This window comes from Vibrio sp. S/42/10 (assembly GCF_029890535.1).
In the GTDB taxonomy this organism is placed as follows: domain Bacteria; phylum Pseudomonadota; class Gammaproteobacteria; order Enterobacterales; family Vibrionaceae; genus Vibrio; species Vibrio cyclitrophicus.
In genome coordinates this window covers 88,675-109,830 of record NZ_JAKMZC010000016.1, presented here as the reverse complement: position 1 = coordinate 109,830, position 21,156 = coordinate 88,675, and the positions used below count along the sequence as shown (strand labels likewise).

Below are 21,156 nucleotides of genomic sequence, written 5' to 3'. Positions count from 1 at the left end.
AAAACCTTTTTAAACAATAAATTAAACTAAAAACACAAATGCGAACTGTTACTTTTTGAGATAAAAACATCAAAATTTTTGGTTTTCTAATCACCAAATAAACATTAAAAATCAAAATTTAAAATTACTCATCAGACCATTATATGACAAACTTTTAACCTTGAAACACCTTGTAACATCTAGAATGCATTTGAAACATTTAACCCGGTAAAATAATTTCCACTGCTTTAGAGAAGAAAAAGTAACTCAGCGGAAATTCATCGAAGCCAGATACAAAAAAAGCAACCAATCAGTGATGGGTTGCCTTCAATAACTCATAGCTTTCGTTCTTATTTAAAGCAAACCTCAGCCCAACGAGCCAGACCTGCTGTTACTGAGCCGAAATAGTTACCACTCACAATCGGTACATTCGGTACAGCTTCTTCTACTGCTTGGCGAAGGATTGGAGATCGAGCCGAACCACCGGTCATGTAGATAACATCTGGCTTTTTCTGACCTTGTTGAATGGCTTCTTTTACTAACTCAATCATCTTAGACTTTGGTGTTTCAATAGCTTCGATCATCTGTTCAACAGAGATATCAACTTCCACTAACTCAGAAGCGACATTAATCGCCGTTCGGTATTGAGCACATTCAGCTAAAGCAATTTTGGTTTCTTCAGCTCGACGCACAATGCTGTAGCCTAGAGTATCGTGATAAACCCTCATCAAGCGATCTAACTTTTGAGGATCTGAAGCTTCTTTACGAAGTAACTTCAAGGCCGCTAGGTTTTCGCGAGAATAGAAGTTCTTTTGCGCTTCAACATTATTGATCGCAATTGGATTCCAGAATTGAGTCAGCGGCATATCGATACCTGAAATGCCTTTACTACCCATACCGAAAGGTGACATCAGTTGTTTAAAAGCAAGGTAGATATCAAGGTCATTCCCTCCTACCCTTTGCCCGCTGTGGGCTAATAAACTTTGAGTACGATCCGCCTTACCCGACCAAGTTGGTCCCATTTCTAACAATGAGCAATCGGTCGTACCACCACCAATATCCACCACCAATACCGTTTGGTTTTCAGTTAGGGTACTTTCGTAATCAAGCCCCGCCGCAACAGGTTCAAATTGAAAAGCAATATCAGTAAAGCCTGCACGCTTAGCTGCACGAGAAAGAATATGTTCGGCTTGTCGGTTTGCTTCTTCACCACCTCGACCATGAAAGTTAATCGGACGACCAATAACGGCTTGTTTAATTTGTTCTTGAGTCGTCAGTTCGGCTTGGTGTTTAATATTCGCCATCATTGCACAGACTAAATCTTCAAAAAAACTCACCTGAACATCATGTAGCCCACTCGCACCAAGGAAAGATTTCGGCGATTTCACATAGTAAACGTCACGAGGGTCTTCTAAGTAAAGATCCAACGCTGCCTGACCAAATGCCATATCTTCAGGCACTAAATCAATACTCTCTTCTCGGTTCAACGCAATCGCACGTCGTAACACCTGCTCGCCAACCACATCGCTCGGTTTGATATTCAAATGGCGAAATAGATGCTCAGAAACGCTTTCACGAGTCGGAGCAAACACAGTTGAGGGAATATAGTGGTTGTTACCTTCCAACGGTAATAGGCTTGGTTCTCCATTAACCATTGCTGCAACAGAACAGTTTGCCGTTCCATAATCAAATCCAATAAACATAATATCCCCCACTCGACAAAAGGGGCGAGATGCTACATGAAAAACCTTAAAATTACGAGTTGCTTTGTTAATTTTACTGAGTCAATTCTTGGTTAACAGGGCTCTGCAAAGGAAAACAAATATGCTACATTTCAGCACAAATGAATCATGGGTCAGATAAATGAAAACACCTTGCCGAGCGGCTTGTAAAAATAATGGCGGCATATGCAATGGATGCCATCGAACAATGGATGAGATTATCGGCTGGAAAGGGTTATCTGAAAACGAAAGAGAATCAGTGATGAATAATCTGAGTGGCATTAGCTCAACTCATCAATGCCCAGAATGCAATGAGCCTGCACAATGTGATATCAGTGCGGGAAAAGAGACGTGTTGGTGCTTTGAATTAGAGAAGCGAGACACCGACAATATTCCAAAAGCAGGTGTTTGTCTGTGTCGTAAGTGCCTATCAGCCTTACCTGTTCAGTAGTTTTTGTGCCTATGAACTTGCACTAGAACGCAAAAAGAAGCGAGATAGCATTATCTCGCTTCAAGACACGATTAACTAAATGAGTGATTACTTAGCTTTTGCAACCAATGCCGGCTGAGAGAACTCGACTCCCCCCCAACCATGTATCATGAAGTTTCGAATATTTTGATGGTCGGTATTCTCAGGAAAATCTAGTACGTCATTTCGGTAAAACTGACCAAAACAAGCCAACGTTTGATCTACTGAGAGGCCTAACGCTAAACCAAAGGCAAAAATCTTACACGAACCATTGTTCTGCCCTGCCGCATTAACCACATCGCCATTACGAAATTCACTCTCAGAAAAATCATAGCTAGCTTCTATCACTTGCATTGTATCTTCAAATTGAACGCTTTCCGGTGCTTGTTTCAGGTTTTCTAAGAAAGTTTCCAGTTCCATTTACTCATTCTCCATTAAGTACACAACTAACAATAGTCTATCTTGTTTTACGGCAAGAGTAAGCTGTTGTTTCCTGTTGAAAACACCTCACTTTTTTACTCGACACCTGCAATTACCTTAATGAAACTAATGACATAGTATTATCAGGACGTTATATTATTTCATCAGATGGTTAACATTGTTCAATAACGAATATGCATAAAGATAAAAACATAGAACTGTTCAGATACCTTAAACCCGGTACAAAAACAGCAGGTGTGTTGGAATTCGGCCCAGACGACTCAGTCCAAATAAGCACCCTGTATATTGGCTATAAGGAAGATCAGTACCTGATCTTAGAGCTCTCCCAAAAAGCAACCGAGGCACTCACTCTCAGAAAGCTCACTAATGTTGATATGATTGTCCGTGCTATTACCGATACTGAGCTTGGACATATCATTGCATTTAAAACCAATGTACTGGCTCATATCACTTCGCCAGCGCATCTTATTTTTCTTCGCCCGCCGTCTAATTTTGCGACTAAACCAATCCGCGAACACGAAAGATACAAAGTGCACCTGGGGTGTGAAGTGACCTTTGATACGCTGTCACTTGACGCAACGTTAGTGGATTTTTCTGTCTCTGGCTGTGGTGTTTACATTACACAGCAATCTGATATCGATATAGGTTGGAAGATCAAAGTCAATTCAGTACTGAGCGAGCATTTAGAAAGTGAGTTGGTCTACAAAGTGGTGAGTAAGAAAAAGCAAGGTCAAGGCTGGATTTTTGGTATCCAATTTCCCGAACACTTAAGCATGAGTGATGAGCTAAAAACACTACTGTTGGAACAAGCCTTTATCGCAAGTTCTTTGTAGCAGTTTATTATTGGGATGTTGTGATTATAAAATTTTAGGAATAAAAACGATATTTCACCACAATTTCATAAAGGAACCCCATACGACTATTTGCTTTTGCTTTTGCTTTTGCTTTTGCTTTTGCTTTTGCTAAAGATTAGTCCTGTTGCTCCCAGTAAGAGTTTTTAAAATGTACAAAAGCTTGGTGTAGAGACTCTTCCTTGATCGGTTTTACAATCACGTAATTTGCCCCGGCGGCTAGGAAGCTGTTTCTAGTCGACTTCTGAGCGTCAGCGGTACAGGCATAGATAGGTGTTGACAAAACAATCTCATCTCTCAATTTCTGAGTGGTTTCGACCCCTCCTAAATTAGGCAGTTGGTTGTCCATTAGAATGAGGTCAAACGTATTCGCCTTTGCCATTTCTATTGCTTCTAAACCGTCTTTAGCCCAAGTCACGATCATTCCATATTTTTTACAGAAAGCTTGTGCGATAAATGCATTCGTGTGATTGTCTTCTACCAACAATACTTCTAAAGGTCGACTAAAAAGCGTTTCAGGATCAATCTCTGCTTGTGGTTTGTAACCTAACAACGACTTTGAATGCAATTCAACCGGTAATTCAACAATAAACTCAGAGCCTTGACCCATGACACTGCGAACTTGAATATCTCCCTCAAGCATATCGACTAGGTTTTTTACAATCGTTAATCCGAGACCAGTGCCGCCATACTCGCGAGTTGTGGTCTCCTCTGCTTGTACAAACGGTTCAAAAACTGCATCGATCTTGTTTTCATCAATACCAATACCACTGTCTTTGACTCGCACAATTAAGCTGGCTTTGTCGGAGTTAAAAATACTTTCTAGCTCAAAGTTGACTGAAATGCTGCCTTGATGAGTAAACTTCAATGCATTACTCAATAGGTTAAACATAATTTGGTTAAGTCGAACTTGATCAGTGTATATCTCAACGTCATCAACTAAATGATTCACAATACTAAAGACAACTGATTTATCCTCGCATAACGGTCGATAAATACTATCCAACGTATTAACCAACTCCGTTAAGCGAAAGTCTTTTTTCTGTATATTAAATTGACCCTGTTCGATTTTAGAGAAGTCCAAGATGTCATTAAGTACCGCCAGTAAGTGTTCAGCACTGTTGCAAAGTACATCGACTTGGCCCCGATTATCTTCTCCCTGTAAAGAACGTTTAAGCAGCTGGGAAACACCTAGAATACCGTTTAGCGGCGTACGAATCTCATGGCTCATCTTAGCTAAAAAGTCGGCTCGTACATTCGCAAGATGCTCAGCTTCTTCTCTTGCTCGATCAGCCTGTCTCTCTGCTTCTATCAGCTTAGTGATGTCTTGCCCTTGAACCACCACTCCTGTAATACCGTGTTCAACGCGAATCGCAGACATGTTCCAACGGAACACCTTTTCACCGATTGGCACATTAATCCCCGTCAGTTTCGCGCCTTGAACCACCATTTGAATGTTCGGCAACATACGACTCTCAAACTCTTGAGCCATCGCACCATAGTTGTCATCGTCATCGAATAAAGCCATGCGAGCTGCCGGGTTCATCTGAATCAAATCGCCTTTTTCAGACCAGACCAAAATGGGTGAATGAGCAAAATTGAACAGATCTTGGAACTTTTGGTTCTGTTCAGATAAACGTTCAAAGGTATCTTCTAGCGTGCAACCAATATGATGGAACTCGAAAATATTGGAACCATCAAACTTGTTGTATTCATCATTGTCACTTGCGGAACGGGTAAAGTTCATCAGTTTATCGAGCTCAGCCGCGACTCTTCTTTGAATCCAAGCTCGCGTAAAGAAGGACATAAAGACGATCACAACGATCACGACAATAATGGCGCGCTCATAATTCTCTTCTAACTCAATAAAATTGGTGTTTTTTTGCACCGCTCGAATAGTGAGTGGTGTATCAACGGCGTTTATCTGAATCGTCGTGATAGTGACGAAGTGGAGAGGTAATTCATCATGGACTTCGTAAGCAAGAATATCCGTTATCGTATAGCTTTCGTCACCACTGAACGTTGAAGTAACTGGCGCTCCATTAGCCTCGATGACAATATTTTCGCAATTACTTCCTTGTTGGATAGATTCTGCAAGAGAGAAGTTATTGTCTAGCACAATGGCAATATATAACTGACCAAGAACCTCACCGGTCGCGTTATCAATAATGGGTGTTCTTCGTGCCAATAAATGGCGGTCGCCAATATCGGTGGCTAGCTTCAAAAAATGCCAATTACTACTGAACGATACTTCATTAGAGATACTCTCTAATGACGTATTGTCTAAACCATAAAACTGACCATTTCCATCGTCCCAAACTAGACCATTATGAGTAGAAATAAAGCGTAAATCTGGCGCGTGAGCAGGCTCCCGCTGATCAACACCAAAGAAAAAATAGCTCAACGCCTCTTCATTATGAGTATCAAAATACCCTCTTAAAGTTTGACTGTGTGAACTACTATCTTGGTGAATTTGAAGAACAGACAAACGGTAGTCGAACATGTTTTGGATCAGGCTTGATGTTTGCTGAACGGTTCGATTGGTCTCTTGTTTCACAATATTACTACTGGTCTCATAATTATGAATAAGCACGCCAAGCGCCATCACCCCTATCACTAAAATAATAATACGGGTAATTAATTTGGCTAAAGTGTTTCTTGGTGTATTGGCGTAGCTTTTCTTCATTATTGGCCTGAGTACCTAAATGCACGCTTCTTAAGTTCTGAAATACGTTCTGGAGAGTCTTCTTTGGTGACAACTTCGAACTCACCAGAATAAACGGTAGGAACTTCCAACCCAGCAAGGTCCCATTTGATAGCTTCTGCCATCGCAATACCCGTATCGTCATTCATTCGCATGACAGTAACATCTAAGTCACCTCTCTCAATCGCTTCAAGTTCAGCAGAACCGCCTCCCCAGCCATTAATTAAGATATCTTTACGCGACTCACGAATCGCTTCTACAGCACCTAGAGCGACATCAGTTGCACATGCATAGATAAAGTCTAGATCCTTATTGTTCGCAATGCTGATTTTAGCTGCCTGGTAACCACTTTCCTTATCTGATTTAGTGTAGAAAGAAGACTTGAGATCAAAATTAGTATCGGTGTTTACATCATGGATAAAGGTATCGCCACGAGCATCACTAATGTAGCCCTCTGAACGATATAGAACCGAGTACTTACTGTTAGGAGGTGTCACTTGTTTAAAATAGTCCGCCAACTTCAAGCTGCCTGTTGCATGGTCAAAACCCACATACATAAATGGCTGCCTGTCTGCCCACGCACGTACTGGAGTGGTGATGTTTTGCAGGATCAACTTGGTATCCGTAGAGCTCAATACATGCTCAATAAATTTACGGTGTCGAGTTGTATCTAGCGTAAAAATTAAGTAATCCGTCTTGTTTTCAATCGCCTCTTGCAAAGAAATACTCTGCTGAGATATATCTGCATTGACACGAGTAAACACTTGGTTTATTTGGTAATTAATTCTTAACCTGTCGAGACGTTTCTCAAAGGCTTGGATATTTCGGACCCAATAATCGGAGATCTGTTGGCCAGGGTAAACAACAGAAATTGTGATCGGTCTATCTTGAGCTCGCTTTAATGGCACGGGGTGGTTTTGTACAGCTTCGACCATCTTATCCGTCAGCGCTTTTTGTTCTGGAAATTTAGCAAGATAATCCTGGTATTCCCAATACCCATTGAGGACACGGGTACCGTGGGAGAGAGCGGACGCAGAAAATACGGCAAGTCCAAACAACATCAATAAACGTTTCATATTTTTCTCGTTTTATATGAGCTACTTTGGCTCATTTTTTAACCTAGCATGACACCATCTCTTTGTATGGCTCAAATATATTATGTAGGACAACGACGATAAATGATAGCGTCTAAAACTAATTAGAACGACATTCCAAATGAGTAATTAGTCAATCTGATATTGATATAAAAACTGATGGCCCTAATGCAAGTATCAAAAAGACAACAAAACGGTTTATATTTATTAAAAATCAATAACTTAAAAAGTATCGTACAATTCTTCATTCTTAATAATTAGTTCAATAGTGAATATTTTAGCTATGATTTATGAGACTTCGGTATATTGAATTTTATCTTCTTGCCACTCAATGATTAATTTGAGTGATACCAATTTTTCTTTACGAGATTTGGGCAATTGTTTGATCGCGTATTCGGTTTTCAATGCCTCACTTTTAGACCCGACACTAAAACTCCAAACTAGCTTAAGTGGACCTTTACCTTTTAAGGCCTTTGCACCTTTACCTTGCTGATGTTGTTCAAAACGACGCTCTAAATTGTTAGTTACTCCACAATAGAGCGCGTTGTTTTTATTGCGGATCAGATACACGACCCAATCCGCATCTTTATTAGACGTCGTCATTTAAAGCAGTGATTCAACCAACTCTTTCAACTCCGCCACTTCTGCTCTTAGGCTTGCGATTTCAGATTCAAGTTCTTCAAACTTTTCGCTCGTCGCAGATGGCGTAGCCGCGCCAACAGATGCCGTCTCAAACGCTTCAACATCAACTTCTCCACTCAACAAGTGTTGGTAACGAGATTCACGTTTACCAGCTTCGCGAGGAAGTTTGACCACTAATGCACCAGCTTCTCTTGCAGCTAATTTCTCTAACGTAGCTTCCACTTCTTTCACATCATTGAAATTCGCTAGGCGGCCCGTTCGAGTTCGAAGTTCACCGGGTGTTTGCGCACCGCGAAGTAACATACAGCAAATAATCGCACGCTCTTGCTCGGTAAACTGCAGATCACCAAATTCAGTATTGCAGAAACGATGTTGATACTTATTAACACGGCTGTTGAAGCTGCTTTCATCACTCACCATGCGACGCGCAATCAAACCATCAGCCGCATCTAAAACATCTGACTCTGACAGAGAAAGAACTGGGTCACGATTGCTCTTTTGATTACAAGCCGTTGTTAAGCTATTCAGTGTCAGTGGGTAATGATCGGGAGTAGTCACTTCTTTCTCGATCAAACAACCAATGATTCTCGCTTCAATTGGGGAAAGTACTGTGTTCATCGTTTTTCCTTTTTATTATTTTTGATAATTCCACCTCAACACTTAACAATTCAGCCAGTAATAGCTAGTGCTCAGACAAAATTGGTACTCGTTTCTTTCTACCTTGCTCATCAATCAATATGATCTTAGAACGATTAAGCTCTATTTCCACGACTTCCAAATAAGTACGCTCTTGGACATATGCTTCACGAAGCTTGTTTTTCTCTACTGAAGATTCAGTCGCATGCTCCACCGAATCTACTATTTCCAATTGTTGTTCTTTCATTTAACATTTCGTATCAATGCAGTATCTATACTGGATACTAACGTGAACACTTAGATAAAAACAATCACGTATCAGCGAGACTGCCGAATAATTATACAAGCTTACTTTCGCTTTGATCTAAAGACTGTTACATCATCAATTGATGTGCTTTAATCAGAACCAGACAACGTATTTGACGAATAGGAAAAGGAATCTATGAGCAGCGTATTTGAAATTGTTAACCAAGCACGACGTAAGAACAAACTTAAGCGTGAACTTTTAGACAACGAAAAGAAAGTTCGCGACAACCGCAAGCGTGTCGACCTCCTTGATAACCTACTTGATTACATCAAGCCAGAAATGACTCATGACGAAATCTTAGGCATTATCAAAAACATGAAAGCAGACTACGAAGACCGTGTTGATGACCACATCATTAAGAGCGCAGAGATTTCTAAAGCGCGTCGCGATATCAGCCGTCGTATTCGTGAACTAACAGAAGAAGACAAGCAAACCCAAGGTAAGAAGTAATCTAACCGAGTAAATTGACTTGCAATAATGTTAGCAACCCACTCTTTGTAGTGGGTTTTTTTGTACGTAAATTCTATCGTCTATACTTAATTGAACGTAAATGATTTGGTGACAGCAAGTTATCAAGTGAAGGTAAGTTACTAAGTAAACGCAAGCAATGGAGTGACCCTATGTACGCAAGTATTCTGATTACCTTAGCGCTATCATCAACTCAGCCCTACCCCGAAGAATTTGAGAGACTTTACACTGAAGAGACAGAAATCACTTACGACGACCTCGTAGTAGATGTTCATGGTTACAAGGTTCCGACTCGATCGGCATTTCGAGGTTGGATGCTTCTTAATCATGCAGAAGATAAAGTAAAGGAAGTTGGGCAACAGCTCAAAGATGCTGGTGTGACCAAAAGTATGCCATTGCATTTAGTGCTACTTCAAGGAACAGACTGGGCAATGAGTAACACCACTTTGTTTACCCTTCCCAATAAGAAAAACGTGCCTAACATGATCAATACCTTGAAATACATACAACAATACATCGAGCCTGAAATTGGTATTGTTATCCCTGTTTCAGGCGAACGTTCTAAGATTTACAACCAGCAGGCTGGAGGGGCTCTGCAAAGCAAACATTTGGAATTCTGTGCCTTAGATCTCGTTCCTGCCAACGGCATTTCTCGAAGCGATCTGCACGTTAAACTTAAAAAGATTCATGCTGAATTCGGGCAAAAAAACAACGTTGGATTGGGGCTATATTCTGGAGTTCGATTCCATATCGATACTTGCGGGTTTAGACAATGGTAATTAAGCACACGATCGAGTCATAATGACCGCAAATCCACCCGAGTCAATTTGACCCTATTGGTATTTAAATTCAATGTAAAGCATTGATAATATTAATTTAGAACAACTGGAACGCTAATTGCTATTTATAACAAGTATCATAATTATTATTGGCAATTAGGAATTCAATATGAAGACAATGACTCAACGCTTTCAAACTCTACTTTCTGTATCAAACTTCAGTTTAGCGATTACTGCCTTGCTCATGCTACTGAGCATTATCATTGCCTACCCTTTGGCCGACCATTTCTCTTTGTCCATCCAGATCGTCGCACACATCAGTACCATATTGGTAGCTGCATTACTAAAAATAAGTTACGTAGGTCGTTGCCTTGCCCAGTACAACCTTGGCTTGGAAGTTCGCTAGATACTTAGCAGTCGTTTGGAGATAACCCTATTCTTCATTTAATAATGAAGCTCTATGGCGCTATAGAGAACGTTAAAGGCGCTTCACAATAACATCACTCAATGAAAACTGAGCTCGGCAACAAAACGACTAGACGATATCAAGACTACTAAAGAGATCATAAAGCTGATGAGACTTATAAGGTTTCGGTAAATAAGCGTTCATTCCTGCTTCAAAGCAATCTTTGATGTCTTCTTCTAATACACTAGCGGTTAACGCAATAATAGGCAGTGGTATAGCTTGCTGATCGAGTTCCCACTGTCGGATCGCTCGAGTCGCCGTTATACCGTCCATAACCGGCATCATACAATCCATTAAGATTGCATCAAACTGAGCTCCTTGGGTTATCACATCGACCGCTTCTTGCCCATTACTGGCAATCAAATATTCATAGCCCGCTTGCTCCAAGAAGAAACTGGCTATTTTCTGATTCATCAGGTTATCTTCAACAATTAAAATACGTCGATTCAAGGCACGAACTTCTTCATCCTTTGATACCACCTGTGTTGCTTGCTCTTCACCTATATCAAGAGACTGCAGGCTGTTTAGGAATCGTCTTCCTAAAAAAGGTAATGTATGGGTCGAGTGGACCGATTCTGGTATGAGATTGGTTTTAAATAAATGATGCTGACACACAATGACGCGTGTCAGTGGATATAACTCCTTTAACGCTGCAAGATCATTCCTCATAGAGTGATGTAGCGTGTGACAATAAAAAACCAAGTCACTTTCTTTTAAGCTCTCATCAAGTGCCGATATAGATGAAACAACGTTAGGTTTGATGTTCAAGCGACCACACTCTTTAACCAGTTGATCGAGATAATTAAAAGAGTTCGAGATAATAGTCGCATGACTTAAAGTCTCGAAAGTTTGGACATGAGTTTCAACGACATCGACATACAGACAAAAAGTAAACGTCGAGCCCTCTCCTTTCAGCGAACGCGCGGTAATATAACCGCCCATCAAATCCACAAGTTGACGACAAATCGCAAGCCCTAACCCTGTGCCGCCAAATTGGCGTGTAATGCTGCCATCTTCTTGGGTGAAGGGTTCGAAAATGGATTCTAACTTCTCAGGCTCAATTCCAATCCCGGTATCAGATACACTACACTCGAGCTTACCTCTGCCCATAGACATCGGTGTATAAGCAATATCCGTTGTAATGATTCCCTTAGACGTAAATTTGATGGCATTAGACAACAGGTTTGTCAGCACTTGTCGAACGCGGTATTCATCGAAAAACAGTTGTCGTGGGGTTTGAGCGTCAATATTGATATCGAGTTCAATATCTTTACTTATCGCTTTCGACAAAATCACACTCACTGAGTCATAAACCGCTTCTCGCAAATCGGCATTATGTGGCGACAGCATTAGGTTGCCAGACTCTATCTTAGAAAGATCGAGAATATCATTGAGCAGCACCAACAACGAATGTGAAGACGATTCTATATCTTCGAGTACCTCTTGTTGGTTAGCACTCAGTTGGCTCTGGGATAAGATCTCGGCCATACCGATAATGCCATTGAGCGGCGTTCGTATCTCATGAGACATATTAGCTAAGAACGCACTTTTCGCTTTGTTTGCCGAAATCGCATCCTCTTTTGCTTCAATTAGCTCTTTATTGTGTTGATGATTACGCTCCATTACTCGATTCAGGGTTTGAGTAAACTCGGCTAGCTCATCGTTACCTTTCACTTCAATAACCGTAGGCTTACCGTAACTATCCGCACATTCAGAAACCCCTTTTAAAATGAGTGATAAGTTTCGGTTTAAACGTAAAGAAGTCGCGATACCCAACCATAGCAAAACACCTGAAACGACAAGAATCAATAATGTCATAATCAAAGTTTGTCTTTTCTGCAACGCAATATTTCTGGTCAAATCAGATTGAAGTTGTTGAGTGTAAGCACTCACCGCTTCTGAAATGGCCTGCTTCTTTCGTTCTAAACCTTCAACATGCTCATATATTTCAGGTGACGAGAAATCTCCTTTCAGAATTCGTCCAGTAAAACTGTCTTGAAATTCGTCTTTGGAAAACGTCTTTAATAGTGTTCTAATTTCAGGCGAGCGACTACCCGAGCGAAAAAACGTCGCTAACAGCTGTTGCTGCCTTTCTAAAGCACCCACATAACTCAACAGATATTGATCTTTCAGTTCTGGAGAACGATATAAGCGGTAACTTAACCACGCTTCTCTCTGTGTCCAAAATACGTAATTAGTGAGATTGATAAACACCGCATCGGTTTGACTGATTTTTTCATCGACTAAATTAATGTGATATTCGGACAACTCCATTAATACATCTTTTAGCAAATCGAAAGCGCGCTCTGTTAGCTGTGTATTGTCATTGTTTGGAATTGCGCCTGTACTTTTTACAGCTCCACCTAGGCTAACTAACACACGCTTCAGTTCTAACAATTGTGGTTCGACGGTCCAAGTAGTGTCGAGCGATTGAAGTCTTCTCTCGAACTGAGATAGCCTATCAAGTTCAGTTTGCAGTCTTGATAGTAATTGGCTTTTTTCGGGGGAATCATTAGACAGAACCAACCATCGATACGCATCACTTGAAATAGTATTAAAAGATTGAAGCGCTTCAACCTTAATGCGGGTTGTCTCAAGGTGACTCATTTTTTTATCGTTCTTCAACACTTCATTGACTGTAAATCCAAGCATGATGAATACAGAAACGGTGGAAAGAAAAATAAGACGCCATCTAATTGACATGTTTATCATTTTTATAACGACTCCCTTCCCGTAAGTGATTTTTTCTAGCCTAAGTTAAGAATAGGACATTAACCGGAGTTATTGATCAAATTGGATATGAACAAACGATACTCCGAGCCCAGAATGACAAATTAGCCGCCGCTGGTATCCATATCAGAGGGTAAAGGGAGAACGACTCCCAAAAACAAATGAGGTATCAGCATGAAGAGTGTATATAACTGAGCTTTAAACAATTGAAGCTTAAAGAAACGACGCATTATCGAGTTATTATCACTCATAGAACGCGTGGACCGGAAAGCTCATTGGTTTGATTCAGCAGTCAATAATAATTCTACATATTAACCAAGCCGTTAGTTGGGTTAAATTTGTGACACCTAAACGCTTGCGTTACGTACTTTCCGCACTCAACTTCAGCTTGTTCAAAGGTCGAATAGGAAAACTCGTTGATTGCCTTATTTGTCGTTTACTTTTTACGTGTAACTCGTGTTCATGATCACACCTTTAGTGTTCACCATGGCCAGGTTTTCATATCATATTTTGAGATAAGTATTTTTTGTCGAAAAATAAGTACTACAGATTGTTAAAGTCAATAGCCTTTATTAACACTAAAATGTTGATTTCTGGCTACTCTATCGGAATTTTATAGATAATTTATCTGCATTTATTTTTCCTAGCAGAATAACCCGTCGTACCTTACAATCCTGCCACATAAAAATTACAAGTTGCACACAAGGCATATCAAGCACATTTAAGTGGCAATAAAGACCACAGCCTGATGCCTCAAATCCCCTATGCTGATTGGCTTCCCTACAACCGCCATGAATGCAGAAACTTAACGTGAAAGGTCCCGAGTAAAGATGAGTCCCGAAAAGCACCTCCTAGACTGGCAAACTAGTCAAACTATTGCTGAATCCATCGCCCCAACTTTAGGTCAGTTATACCGTCAAAAAGGCGTAGAGGTTATCCTCTTCGGTAAGACCCTGGTTAACGCGACAACTATCGACATCATCAAAGCTCACCGTATCGCAAAACGTTACACTGGTTCTCCTCTTACAGCAGAACAGACTCAACCAATCATTCAACACCTTATCTCTATGGATCTATCTCCATGTCGCATCGATGTTGGTCGTCTTGCTCATGCATTCTGGCAAGATCGCGAAGACACAAACGGGTTGGATGATTTCCTACAAACTGCACTCATTGAATCGCTTAAAGGCGATGCGATGACAGAACCTCGTGACGTTGTATTATACGGTTTTGGTCGTATTGGCCGACTGCTCACTCGTCTGTTGATCGAGAAAAGTGGCCCGGGTTATCCACTGCGTTTGCGTGCAATCGTTGTACGTGGCGGCAAAGATGGCGACCTAGAAAAACGTGCTAGCCTGCTTCGTCGTGACTCTGTACACGGCCAATTCAACGGCAGCATTGTTGTAGACCAAGAACGCAAAGCGATCATCGTTAACGGTAACTTCATCCAAGTTATCTACGCAAACAAACCAGAAGACGTGGATTACACGGCTTACGGTATTGAAAACGCACTTGTGGTTGATAACACAGGCGTATGGCGTGATGCGGAAGGCCTAAGCCAACACGTTGCGTGTAATGGTGCGAAGAAAGTTCTACTGACTGCGCCAGGTAAAGGCGATATCAAGAACGTGGTATTTGGTGTGAATGAAAATGTTATTCAGCCAGAAGACACCATCATCTCTGCAGCAAGCTGTACTACTAACGCAATCACTCCAGTATTGAAAGCGGTTCACGACAAGTTTGGCGTGCTGTCTGGTCACATCGAAACGGTGCACTCATTTACCAATGATCAAAACCTAATCGATAACTTCCACTCGGGTGATCGTCGTGGTCGTGCTGCGTCACTGAACATGGTTTTGACATCGACTGGCGCTGCTAAAGCAGTATCAAAAGCGATGCCGGAAATGGAAGGTAAGCTAACAGGTAATGCGATTCGCGTACCTACGCCAAACGTTTCAATGGCAGTTGCGAACCTAAACCTTGAGAAAGGCACAAACAAAGAAGAGTTGAACGAGTACCTGCGTGAAATGGCGCTGTCTTCTGCTTTGTCTGCACAAATCGATTACACAGACTCGACTGAGATTGTATCGACGGACTTGGTTGGCTCTCGCCACCCTGGTGTGGTTGACGGTGTTGCGACTATCGCACAAGACAACCGCGCCGTGTTGTATATTTGGTACGACAACGAGTTTGGCTACAGCTGTCAGGTTGTTCACTGTATGGAACAAATGATGGGTGTGCGCTACAAGACTTACCCTGAAGTATAAAAACTGCTTAGAACCTGTAAATTGCTTAGATTCTATGACTTCCTTAGATTCTATAAGCAGTTTTAGGTAACCAGCTCCACAACATAATAATTATATCTGCAAGGTCTGTAACGGGCTTTGCAACCCTTCTTGTTTTACTCCCCCGTATAAATAGGAAGGTTGCCACTTAGATCTGCTCTCTCTATCTGATCTAAGTGGCCTTTTTACATCTGGCAAGCTAACTTTTATCGCTATTACAAGAACTTTATCCTCATCACTCTTGGAAAGCTTCACTTCACGTCTGTTACAACTCAATCTCAACATCTGACTGAATCGAGCTCGAACACGCGAGTACATAACCTTGCTCAATCTGTTCTGGCGTCAAAGTCTCTTGGCTGCTTGACTCCACCGAACCTTTGGTTACTTTACACTTACACGAACCACAAATCCCACTGCGACAAGCAATAATAATCGGAACGCCTGCTTTCTCTAATGAATCAGCGAGTGGTGTGCCCGCCTCCGCCTCTACTTCTGCGCCAAAGGCAGGAACAAACACCTTAACGGCACCATTTGAATCTGCAGACGCTTCCGCTTGTGATTCTTCTGAAGCAGTATTGCTATTGGCTAGTGAATCATTAGTTTGAGTCGCTGGAGTAAAACTTTCTTGATAAAAGTTATCCATGTTGAACTCAAGTTCTTTCAGGTAGTTTTCTATGTCTTGCATGAAGCCTACAGGCCCACACAGATAAACCGTTCTATCTAAGATATCTGGGCTCAGTTTCACTAACCAATTCTTATCTAATCGGCCTTGAGGAGCCTTTGTTCCTTCACTGTCTTTCAGCAGTAATCTTAAATTGAAGTTCGCATGTGTCTCATCAAGTTGGTTAAGCTCTTCAAAGTAGATGGTCTCGCGTCGATTACGTGCCATGTGAACAAAATCGATTTCAATATCACAACCTTGAGCCAACCAATACTTTGCCATCGCCATCACAGGTGTGATACCACAACCTGCACTCACTAGCGTTACTTTCTGTGTTGCCGTTGGCATGCAATCAATACAGTTAAACGTACCTGCTGGCTTCAATACAGAAACCTCATCACCTTCATCAAGTTCATCAACAATAAAGTTCGAAACCAAACCACCTTCCACACGCTTTACCGTCAGCTTCAGGCGGTTATCTTCAGGACAAGATGCTACAGAATAGGCACGGTAATCGGTTTTCGTCGGCATATCCAAACCCAAGGTAATGAACTGCCCTGGCTTAAAGTTGAAATGTAAGTCTTGTGGAATGCGGCCAAGCTCAAAGCTGACCGTATCTGGCGTCTCGTGCCATTTCTTTAAACACACTAAATTGATTGAATCGCTATCCGACCATGCATACATAGTTCGTGTACCTTGCTAATGATTAAATGACTAAAGATTTAAATCTAAAAAACCCCGCCGTTGTCTGTTTTAGAAAAACGTCACAACAACGGGGCTTTGAGTTGGCCTAAATTAAGCCGCTAAGATTGTTTTAAGATCTTGTTCTGGCGTTGAGATAGAACGCATATCGAACTCGTCTTGAATAATCTTTAGTAGATTTTCTGTTAGGAAAGCTGGCGCTGTTGGGCCCGTGTAAATACCTTTCACACCAAGAGCGAACAGAGTAAGCAGGATAACAATCGCTTTTTGCTCGAACCAAGATAAAACCAGCGTTAACGGAAGTTCGTTAATGCCACAATCAAACTCTTTAGACAGTGCTAGAGCAAGCTGAATAGCTGAGTAAGCATCGTTACATTGACCTACATCGAGCAGACGTGGGATACCGTTAATGTCACCGAATTGATTTTTGTTGAAGCGGAATTTACCACACGCAAGCGTTAAGATGACTGAATCTTCTGGCGCTTGAGCTGTGAAGTCTGTGTAGTAGCTACGTTCAGATTTGTCACCGTCACAACCACCGACTAGGAAGAAATGTTTGATGTTGCCTTCTTTCACTTGCTCAACAACCGCAGGTGCCGCTTCCATCAATGCGTTACGACCAAAACCGACAGTGATCATTTGCTCGATCTCGTCGTGTTTAAAACCTTCTTGCGCCAGTGCACAGTCGATTACTGCGCTGAAATCGTCGCCTTCAAGGTGTGCAACACCCGGCCAGCCTACGATGCTACGCGTAAACAGACGGTCTGCGTAAGAACCTACATCTGGGTTAAGTAGGCAGTTAGATGTCATTACGATGGCACCAGGGAAGTTCGCAAACTCTTTTTGCTGGTTCTGCCAAGCGCTGCCGTAGTTACCCGCAAGGTGTGGGTACTTGTTCAGTTCAGGGTAGCCGTGTGCAGGTAACATCTCACCGTTAGTGTAAACATTGATACCCTTGCCTTCCGTTTGTTGAAGGATCTTTTCTAGATCATGCAAGTCGTGGCCAGAAACAAGAATACAGTGACCTTTCTTAGTCTTCACGTTCACGGTTGTTGGTTGAGGGTGACCAAATGTATCTGTCTCACCTTTATCCAGCATTTCCATTACTTTGTAGTTCATCAAGCCAATCTGCATAGATGTATCTAGCAGTTGTTTTAGGTCAGATGGATCAGTACCTAAGAAAGCCATGATTTCGTGATATTCAGCAAAAATAGCATTGTCAGTTTGACCAAGAACACGCGCGTGCTCCATGTATGCTGCCGCACCTTTTAGACCGTATAGGCAAAGAAGGCGAAGACCGATCACATCTTCATGTTGAGAGTCGTGACCACGGTTTACCGCAGCTTGAGGTGCAAGTGCCAATAGCTCTGAAGAATCTGTTGGAAGATCGAATTGCGCAGCAGCCGAAAGTGCTGGGATTTCAAAGCCGATCAATGTAGCAGCCGCACGTACCTGTTGCTCTAGACGCTGCTTAAACTCGTGAGATTGTTGTGCAAACTCGATAATACGCGCAGGGTCGAAGTTAACGTTAGTCAGTGTTGCGAAGAATGCTTTTGGCGCCCACTCATCAATTTCAGTATCAATAACATCGCAAGCGCGACCTAAATTTGCCCAAAAAGAAACACCTTGAAGAGAATGCACCAACACATCTTGAAGATCGGATACTTCAGACGTTTTTCCACACATACCTTGTGCGAAAGAACAACCTTTTAAGGTTGGGGTTTGAATGGTTTGTTCACATTGAATACAGAACATATAGGGCTCCCAGTAATTTTTATTAGCTGTAAGTACTTTGCTTACAGTGACTTATTCCAAACCCTATAGAGCATCAAGCGTGCCAACTTTTAAGTGGCTGATTTTAAACAGCTAAAGCAAATTCCATATTTTTAGTGCGTGATTATGACTACATATAAACCCTCAATTCAAACACACCTGTGTCATAGTGACTCTATGAGATTAATTAACGATGTTCATGTTTCGTTCAGAATAGAAGCGATATAGTAACAACATAGAGAAAAGAGGAATGAATATGAAAAATATATTAGTTACGATTGTTGCGCTGTTTACTGGCCTATTGGCGTTATTCACTAGCTTGCTCCTTGCTATTCCTTTAGCTATTGCAGCTTTAATTACTGGCAAGCGCATTCAGAATCAAATGAAGAAACAAGGTTTCTCAGCTCATATGAACACTCGTCAGTCATCAACCAGTGATGCTGGTGTTATTGAAGGCGAATACGAAGACCTTTCAAACAAAAAATAGTCTAAGCTTTTGCTTCAAAATAAAACACGATAGAGACAACATTAAATAATGACCAGAAAGACCATTATTACGCTCATTGCCTTAACGACTTTAGGTCTCGTTGGTTGCTCCAGCGAGACCATTGAACCCGCTTACGAAACCTCCCCAAACTTGCCTGAATATCAACAAGATACTTTTGACGCATACATCAGTGACACTCAAGATTGGTTGCTGAGAAATCGCGTGTTCATGACCGAAAATAAGCAGTTAGAGATTCAACTTAATTCTCCGGCAGAATATCAACCCGTTTCTCCTAACGGGAAAGCCGTATTGTTAGTCCATGGATTAGGCGACTCACCCTACTCATTTAAAGATATCGCCACGCATCTAGCAGAACAAGGTTACCTTGTGAGAACGGTATTACTTCCCGGTCACGGCAGTCGTGTGGGCGACTTAATGCAACCAAGCTTGGAAGATTGGCAAGGTGTCGTAGCTCACCATACTCAGTTACTTGAGCAGGAATATGATTCTGTGTGGCTTGGCGGTTATTCAACAGGTGCAAATCTAGTGACTTCACAGGCGATGAACGACCCAAAGATCTCAGGGCTATTGCTATTCTCCCCTGCATTTCAACCAAGCTCATCAGCCGTGCAATACGCAGGTCTAGCAAGTTATTTTATTACTTGGGCTGACCAAGATCCTGAAGACAATATACTGCGCTATAACTCGCTGCCAATGAATGGCGCTTCGGTTTACTATGAAACATCAGAAGTGGTTCGCGAAGATCTACAAGATAAACACTTCGACAAACCTGTTTTTATTATGATGAGCGAAGGCGATAGTGTCATTGACACCAAATTTGTCCAGCAAGCGTTTAGTCGATCGATGCCAAACCCAAACAATGTGTTGATTTGGCTAGGGGAAGCGACACTCGAAGATCCTCGCGCTATTCAATACAGTATGAAGATTCCAGATCAGCGCATTTCTAATGGTTCTCACATGGGCTTACTGTTCTCACCCAACAACCCGTACTACGGAGTCAATGGTAGTAAGAGAATTTGTTCTAACGGACAAGCAGAAGGTTTTGAAGAGCAATGTATCGATAATAGTGAAGTTTGGTACTCAGCGTGGGGTTATATTGAGGATGGGAAAAACCATGCACGCCTAACCTACAACCCTTACTTTTCGGACTCAATGACGAAGCTTGATGCAGTGCTGAACTCGGAAGGCTAGTACATCCATTGATTTGAAAAGTAAAGGCTCACTGGACAACGTCTAGTGAGCCTTTTTAATAGAAACCTGTTATCGCGAGAAATGACTTACTTCTAAATCGTCCACACCACACGAACAGCCAACAAAATCAAAACTACACCAGACAGTCGATCGATCAATTGAGCTTTCGAGCGAATACGCTCAACAATCAATGGGCTAGACAACACCAATGTGATGAAGGTGTACCAAAGGCCATCAACAATCAACGGGGTTGAAACAATAATTACTTTATTAGTTAGCTCATTACCTAGTGCAACAAATTGGCTAAACAGAGCGATGAAGAACAGCGCGATCTTTGGGCTCAGAATAGAGATCAAGAAAGCCTCACGCGCAGATTGCATGTAGCTCATCTGCTCACCCGCTTCCAATTTCGCAGCTACGCCACCTTTCGAACGCAACGCATTCACACCAAGGTATAGCAGATACGCAGCGCCCGTTATACTGATACCTTTAAATAACATTGGTGATTGTTCAAGTAACACCGCCAAACCAACAATCGTTGCGAACGCATAAATACCAATGCCAGCGGCGTGTGACCAAGCAGCAACAAGCCCATTCATACGGCCACCAGCCAAACTATGCTTAGCGATCATCGCTAAGCTTGGGCCTGGAGACATCGCGCCCAATAAACAAATCGCCAATAAAGAAAACCAAATTGTTACTGTCATCATTCCATTCCTAGTAAAAACATACGCTCTGACTGAACGCCT

19 protein-coding genes are annotated in these 21,156 nt (G+C 41.8%); 8 read left to right on the top strand and 11 right to left on the bottom strand.

The window, feature by feature from the left end; all coding sequences use genetic code 11:
- Nucleotides 1-329: 329 nt before the first annotated feature.
- Entirely contained in the window at nucleotides 330-1,682 is a 1,353-nt protein-coding gene (yegD, locus tag L8S15_RS17005; RefSeq protein ID WP_010428653.1) for a molecular chaperone, read from the bottom strand.
- 160 nt (nucleotides 1,683-1,842) lie between these two features.
- On the opposite strand from yegD, the gene L8S15_RS17000 reads away from it, so the two are divergent.
- The gene (locus tag L8S15_RS17000; protein WP_080572691.1) at nucleotides 1,843-2,151 is read left to right on the top strand and encodes a DUF1289 domain-containing protein; all 309 of its coding nucleotides are present in this window, start codon (nucleotides 1,843-1,845) and stop codon (nucleotides 2,149-2,151) included.
- 87 nt (nucleotides 2,152-2,238) lie between these two features.
- On the opposite strand, the gene L8S15_RS16995 is transcribed toward L8S15_RS17000, so the two are convergent.
- A complete protein-coding gene (locus L8S15_RS16995; RefSeq protein WP_010428650.1) occupies nucleotides 2,239-2,589 on the bottom strand; it encodes a HopJ type III effector protein in 351 nt (116 codons plus the stop codon).
- 194 nt (nucleotides 2,590-2,783) lie between these two features.
- On the opposite strand from L8S15_RS16995, the gene L8S15_RS16990 reads away from it, so the two are divergent.
- Nucleotides 2,784-3,443, top strand: coding sequence for a PilZ domain-containing protein (locus L8S15_RS16990; protein WP_010428648.1), 660 nt, complete (start codon nucleotides 2,784-2,786; stop codon nucleotides 3,441-3,443).
- Between the two features lie 136 nt (nucleotides 3,444-3,579).
- On the opposite strand, the gene luxQ is transcribed toward L8S15_RS16990, so the two are convergent.
- The 5 genes from luxQ to L8S15_RS16965 form a co-directional block, all read right to left on the bottom strand.
- Nucleotides 3,580-6,147 carry a quorum-sensing autoinducer 2 sensor kinase/phosphatase LuxQ gene (gene luxQ, locus L8S15_RS16985; protein ID WP_016769136.1) on the bottom strand — a complete coding sequence of 856 codons (2,568 nt, stop codon included), beginning with the start codon at nucleotides 6,145-6,147 and terminating at the stop codon, nucleotides 3,580-3,582.
- Nucleotides 6,147-7,241: an autoinducer 2-binding periplasmic protein LuxP gene (locus tag L8S15_RS16980; RefSeq protein ID WP_010428642.1), complete on the bottom strand. Its 1,095-nt coding sequence runs from the start codon at nucleotides 7,239-7,241 to the stop codon at nucleotides 6,147-6,149. Before L8S15_RS16980 ends, luxQ begins: the two co-directional genes overlap by 1 nt.
- 306 nt (nucleotides 7,242-7,547) lie before the next feature.
- On the bottom strand, nucleotides 7,548-7,862 hold the full coding sequence (locus L8S15_RS16975) for a GIY-YIG nuclease family protein (RefSeq protein ID WP_010428640.1): 315 nt from the start codon (nucleotides 7,860-7,862) through the stop codon (nucleotides 7,548-7,550).
- Nucleotides 7,863-8,519 (bottom strand): YceH family protein, encoded by a 657-nt coding sequence (locus L8S15_RS16970; protein WP_280574319.1) that lies wholly within the window; start codon nucleotides 8,517-8,519, stop codon nucleotides 7,863-7,865.
- A 64-nt stretch (nucleotides 8,520-8,583) separates the two neighbouring features.
- On the bottom strand, nucleotides 8,584-8,784 hold the full coding sequence (locus L8S15_RS16965) for a hypothetical protein (RefSeq protein ID WP_016769134.1): 201 nt from the start codon (nucleotides 8,782-8,784) through the stop codon (nucleotides 8,584-8,586).
- Between the two features lie 195 nt (nucleotides 8,785-8,979).
- On the opposite strand from L8S15_RS16965, the gene L8S15_RS16960 reads away from it, so the two are divergent.
- The 3 genes from L8S15_RS16960 to L8S15_RS16950 all read left to right on the top strand — a co-directional run bounded on the left by L8S15_RS16960 (nucleotide 8,980) and on the right by L8S15_RS16950 (nucleotide 10,497).
- The gene (locus L8S15_RS16960; RefSeq protein WP_004730049.1) at nucleotides 8,980-9,294 is read left to right on the top strand and encodes a DUF496 family protein; all 315 of its coding nucleotides are present in this window, start codon (nucleotides 8,980-8,982) and stop codon (nucleotides 9,292-9,294) included.
- Between the two features lie 170 nt (nucleotides 9,295-9,464).
- Nucleotides 9,465-10,091 (top strand): D-Ala-D-Ala carboxypeptidase family metallohydrolase, encoded by a 627-nt coding sequence (locus L8S15_RS16955; RefSeq protein WP_010428625.1) that lies wholly within the window; start codon nucleotides 9,465-9,467, stop codon nucleotides 10,089-10,091.
- A 169-nt stretch (nucleotides 10,092-10,260) separates the two neighbouring features.
- Entirely contained in the window at nucleotides 10,261-10,497 is a 237-nt protein-coding gene (locus L8S15_RS16950) for a hypothetical protein (protein WP_010428622.1), read from the top strand.
- A gap of 129 nt (nucleotides 10,498-10,626) precedes the next feature.
- On the opposite strand, the gene L8S15_RS16945 is transcribed toward L8S15_RS16950, so the two are convergent.
- Nucleotides 10,627-13,209, bottom strand: coding sequence for an ATP-binding protein (locus L8S15_RS16945; RefSeq protein ID WP_280574330.1), 2,583 nt, complete (start codon nucleotides 13,207-13,209; stop codon nucleotides 10,627-10,629).
- 908 nt (nucleotides 13,210-14,117) lie between these two features.
- On the opposite strand from L8S15_RS16945, the gene L8S15_RS16940 reads away from it, so the two are divergent.
- Nucleotides 14,118-15,554 (top strand): glyceraldehyde-3-phosphate dehydrogenase, encoded by a 1,437-nt coding sequence (locus tag L8S15_RS16940; RefSeq protein WP_016769130.1) that lies wholly within the window; start codon nucleotides 14,118-14,120, stop codon nucleotides 15,552-15,554.
- A 283-nt stretch (nucleotides 15,555-15,837) separates the two neighbouring features.
- On the opposite strand, the gene L8S15_RS16935 is transcribed toward L8S15_RS16940, so the two are convergent.
- Nucleotides 15,838-16,917 carry a hybrid-cluster NAD(P)-dependent oxidoreductase gene (locus L8S15_RS16935; RefSeq protein ID WP_280574312.1) on the bottom strand — a complete coding sequence of 360 codons (1,080 nt, stop codon included), beginning with the start codon at nucleotides 16,915-16,917 and terminating at the stop codon, nucleotides 15,838-15,840.
- Between the two features lie 111 nt (nucleotides 16,918-17,028).
- Nucleotides 17,029-18,690 (bottom strand): hydroxylamine reductase, encoded by a 1,662-nt coding sequence (gene hcp, locus L8S15_RS16930; protein ID WP_010428613.1) that lies wholly within the window; start codon nucleotides 18,688-18,690, stop codon nucleotides 17,029-17,031.
- A gap of 274 nt (nucleotides 18,691-18,964) precedes the next feature.
- Between hcp and L8S15_RS16925 the strand changes: the two genes are divergently transcribed.
- Nucleotides 18,965-19,195 carry a hypothetical protein gene (locus tag L8S15_RS16925; protein ID WP_010428611.1) on the top strand — a complete coding sequence of 77 codons (231 nt, stop codon included), beginning with the start codon at nucleotides 18,965-18,967 and terminating at the stop codon, nucleotides 19,193-19,195.
- A gap of 48 nt (nucleotides 19,196-19,243) precedes the next feature.
- Entirely contained in the window at nucleotides 19,244-20,407 is a 1,164-nt protein-coding gene (locus tag L8S15_RS16920; RefSeq protein WP_016788884.1) for an alpha/beta fold hydrolase, read from the top strand.
- Between the two features lie 92 nt (nucleotides 20,408-20,499).
- Here L8S15_RS16920 and L8S15_RS16915 read toward each other — a convergent pair whose 3' ends face one another.
- Nucleotides 20,500-21,114 (bottom strand): LysE family translocator, encoded by a 615-nt coding sequence (locus tag L8S15_RS16915; RefSeq protein ID WP_280574329.1) that lies wholly within the window; start codon nucleotides 21,112-21,114, stop codon nucleotides 20,500-20,502.
- Nucleotides 21,115-21,156: the final 42 nt, after the last annotated feature.

Excerpts from the sequence above, each read along its gene's own strand:
- yegD (WP_010428653.1), bottom strand. The coding sequence starts at position 1,682 with ATGTTTATTGGATTTGATTATGGAACGGCAAACTGTTCTGTTGCAGCA.
- L8S15_RS17000 (WP_080572691.1), top strand. The coding sequence starts at position 1,843 with ATGAAAACACCTTGCCGAGCGGCTTGTAAAAATAATGGCGGCATATGC.
- L8S15_RS16995 (WP_010428650.1), bottom strand. The coding sequence starts at position 2,589 with ATGGAACTGGAAACTTTCTTAGAAAACCTGAAACAAGCACCGGAAAGC.
- L8S15_RS16990 (WP_010428648.1), top strand. The coding sequence starts at position 2,784 with ATGCATAAAGATAAAAACATAGAACTGTTCAGATACCTTAAACCCGGT.
- luxQ (WP_016769136.1), bottom strand. The coding sequence starts at position 6,147 with ATGAAGAAAAGCTACGCCAATACACCAAGAAACACTTTAGCCAAATTA.
- L8S15_RS16980 (WP_010428642.1), bottom strand. The coding sequence starts at position 7,241 with ATGAAACGTTTATTGATGTTGTTTGGACTTGCCGTATTTTCTGCGTCC.
- L8S15_RS16975 (WP_010428640.1), bottom strand. The coding sequence starts at position 7,862 with ATGACGACGTCTAATAAAGATGCGGATTGGGTCGTGTATCTGATCCGC.
- L8S15_RS16970 (WP_280574319.1), bottom strand. The coding sequence starts at position 8,519 with ATGAACACAGTACTTTCCCCAATTGAAGCGAGAATCATTGGTTGTTTG.
- L8S15_RS16965 (WP_016769134.1), bottom strand. The coding sequence starts at position 8,784 with ATGAAAGAACAACAATTGGAAATAGTAGATTCGGTGGAGCATGCGACT.
- L8S15_RS16960 (WP_004730049.1), top strand. The coding sequence starts at position 8,980 with ATGAGCAGCGTATTTGAAATTGTTAACCAAGCACGACGTAAGAACAAA.
- L8S15_RS16955 (WP_010428625.1), top strand. The coding sequence starts at position 9,465 with ATGTACGCAAGTATTCTGATTACCTTAGCGCTATCATCAACTCAGCCC.
- L8S15_RS16950 (WP_010428622.1), top strand. The coding sequence starts at position 10,261 with ATGAAGACAATGACTCAACGCTTTCAAACTCTACTTTCTGTATCAAAC.
- L8S15_RS16945 (WP_280574330.1), bottom strand. The coding sequence starts at position 13,209 with ATGCTTGGATTTACAGTCAATGAAGTGTTGAAGAACGATAAAAAAATG.
- L8S15_RS16940 (WP_016769130.1), top strand. The coding sequence starts at position 14,118 with ATGAGTCCCGAAAAGCACCTCCTAGACTGGCAAACTAGTCAAACTATT.
- L8S15_RS16935 (WP_280574312.1), bottom strand. The coding sequence starts at position 16,917 with ATGTATGCATGGTCGGATAGCGATTCAATCAATTTAGTGTGTTTAAAG.
- hcp (WP_010428613.1), bottom strand. The coding sequence starts at position 18,690 with ATGTTCTGTATTCAATGTGAACAAACCATTCAAACCCCAACCTTAAAA.
- L8S15_RS16925 (WP_010428611.1), top strand. The coding sequence starts at position 18,965 with ATGAAAAATATATTAGTTACGATTGTTGCGCTGTTTACTGGCCTATTG.
- L8S15_RS16920 (WP_016788884.1), top strand. The coding sequence starts at position 19,244 with ATGACCAGAAAGACCATTATTACGCTCATTGCCTTAACGACTTTAGGT.
- L8S15_RS16915 (WP_280574329.1), bottom strand. The coding sequence starts at position 21,114 with ATGACAGTAACAATTTGGTTTTCTTTATTGGCGATTTGTTTATTGGGC.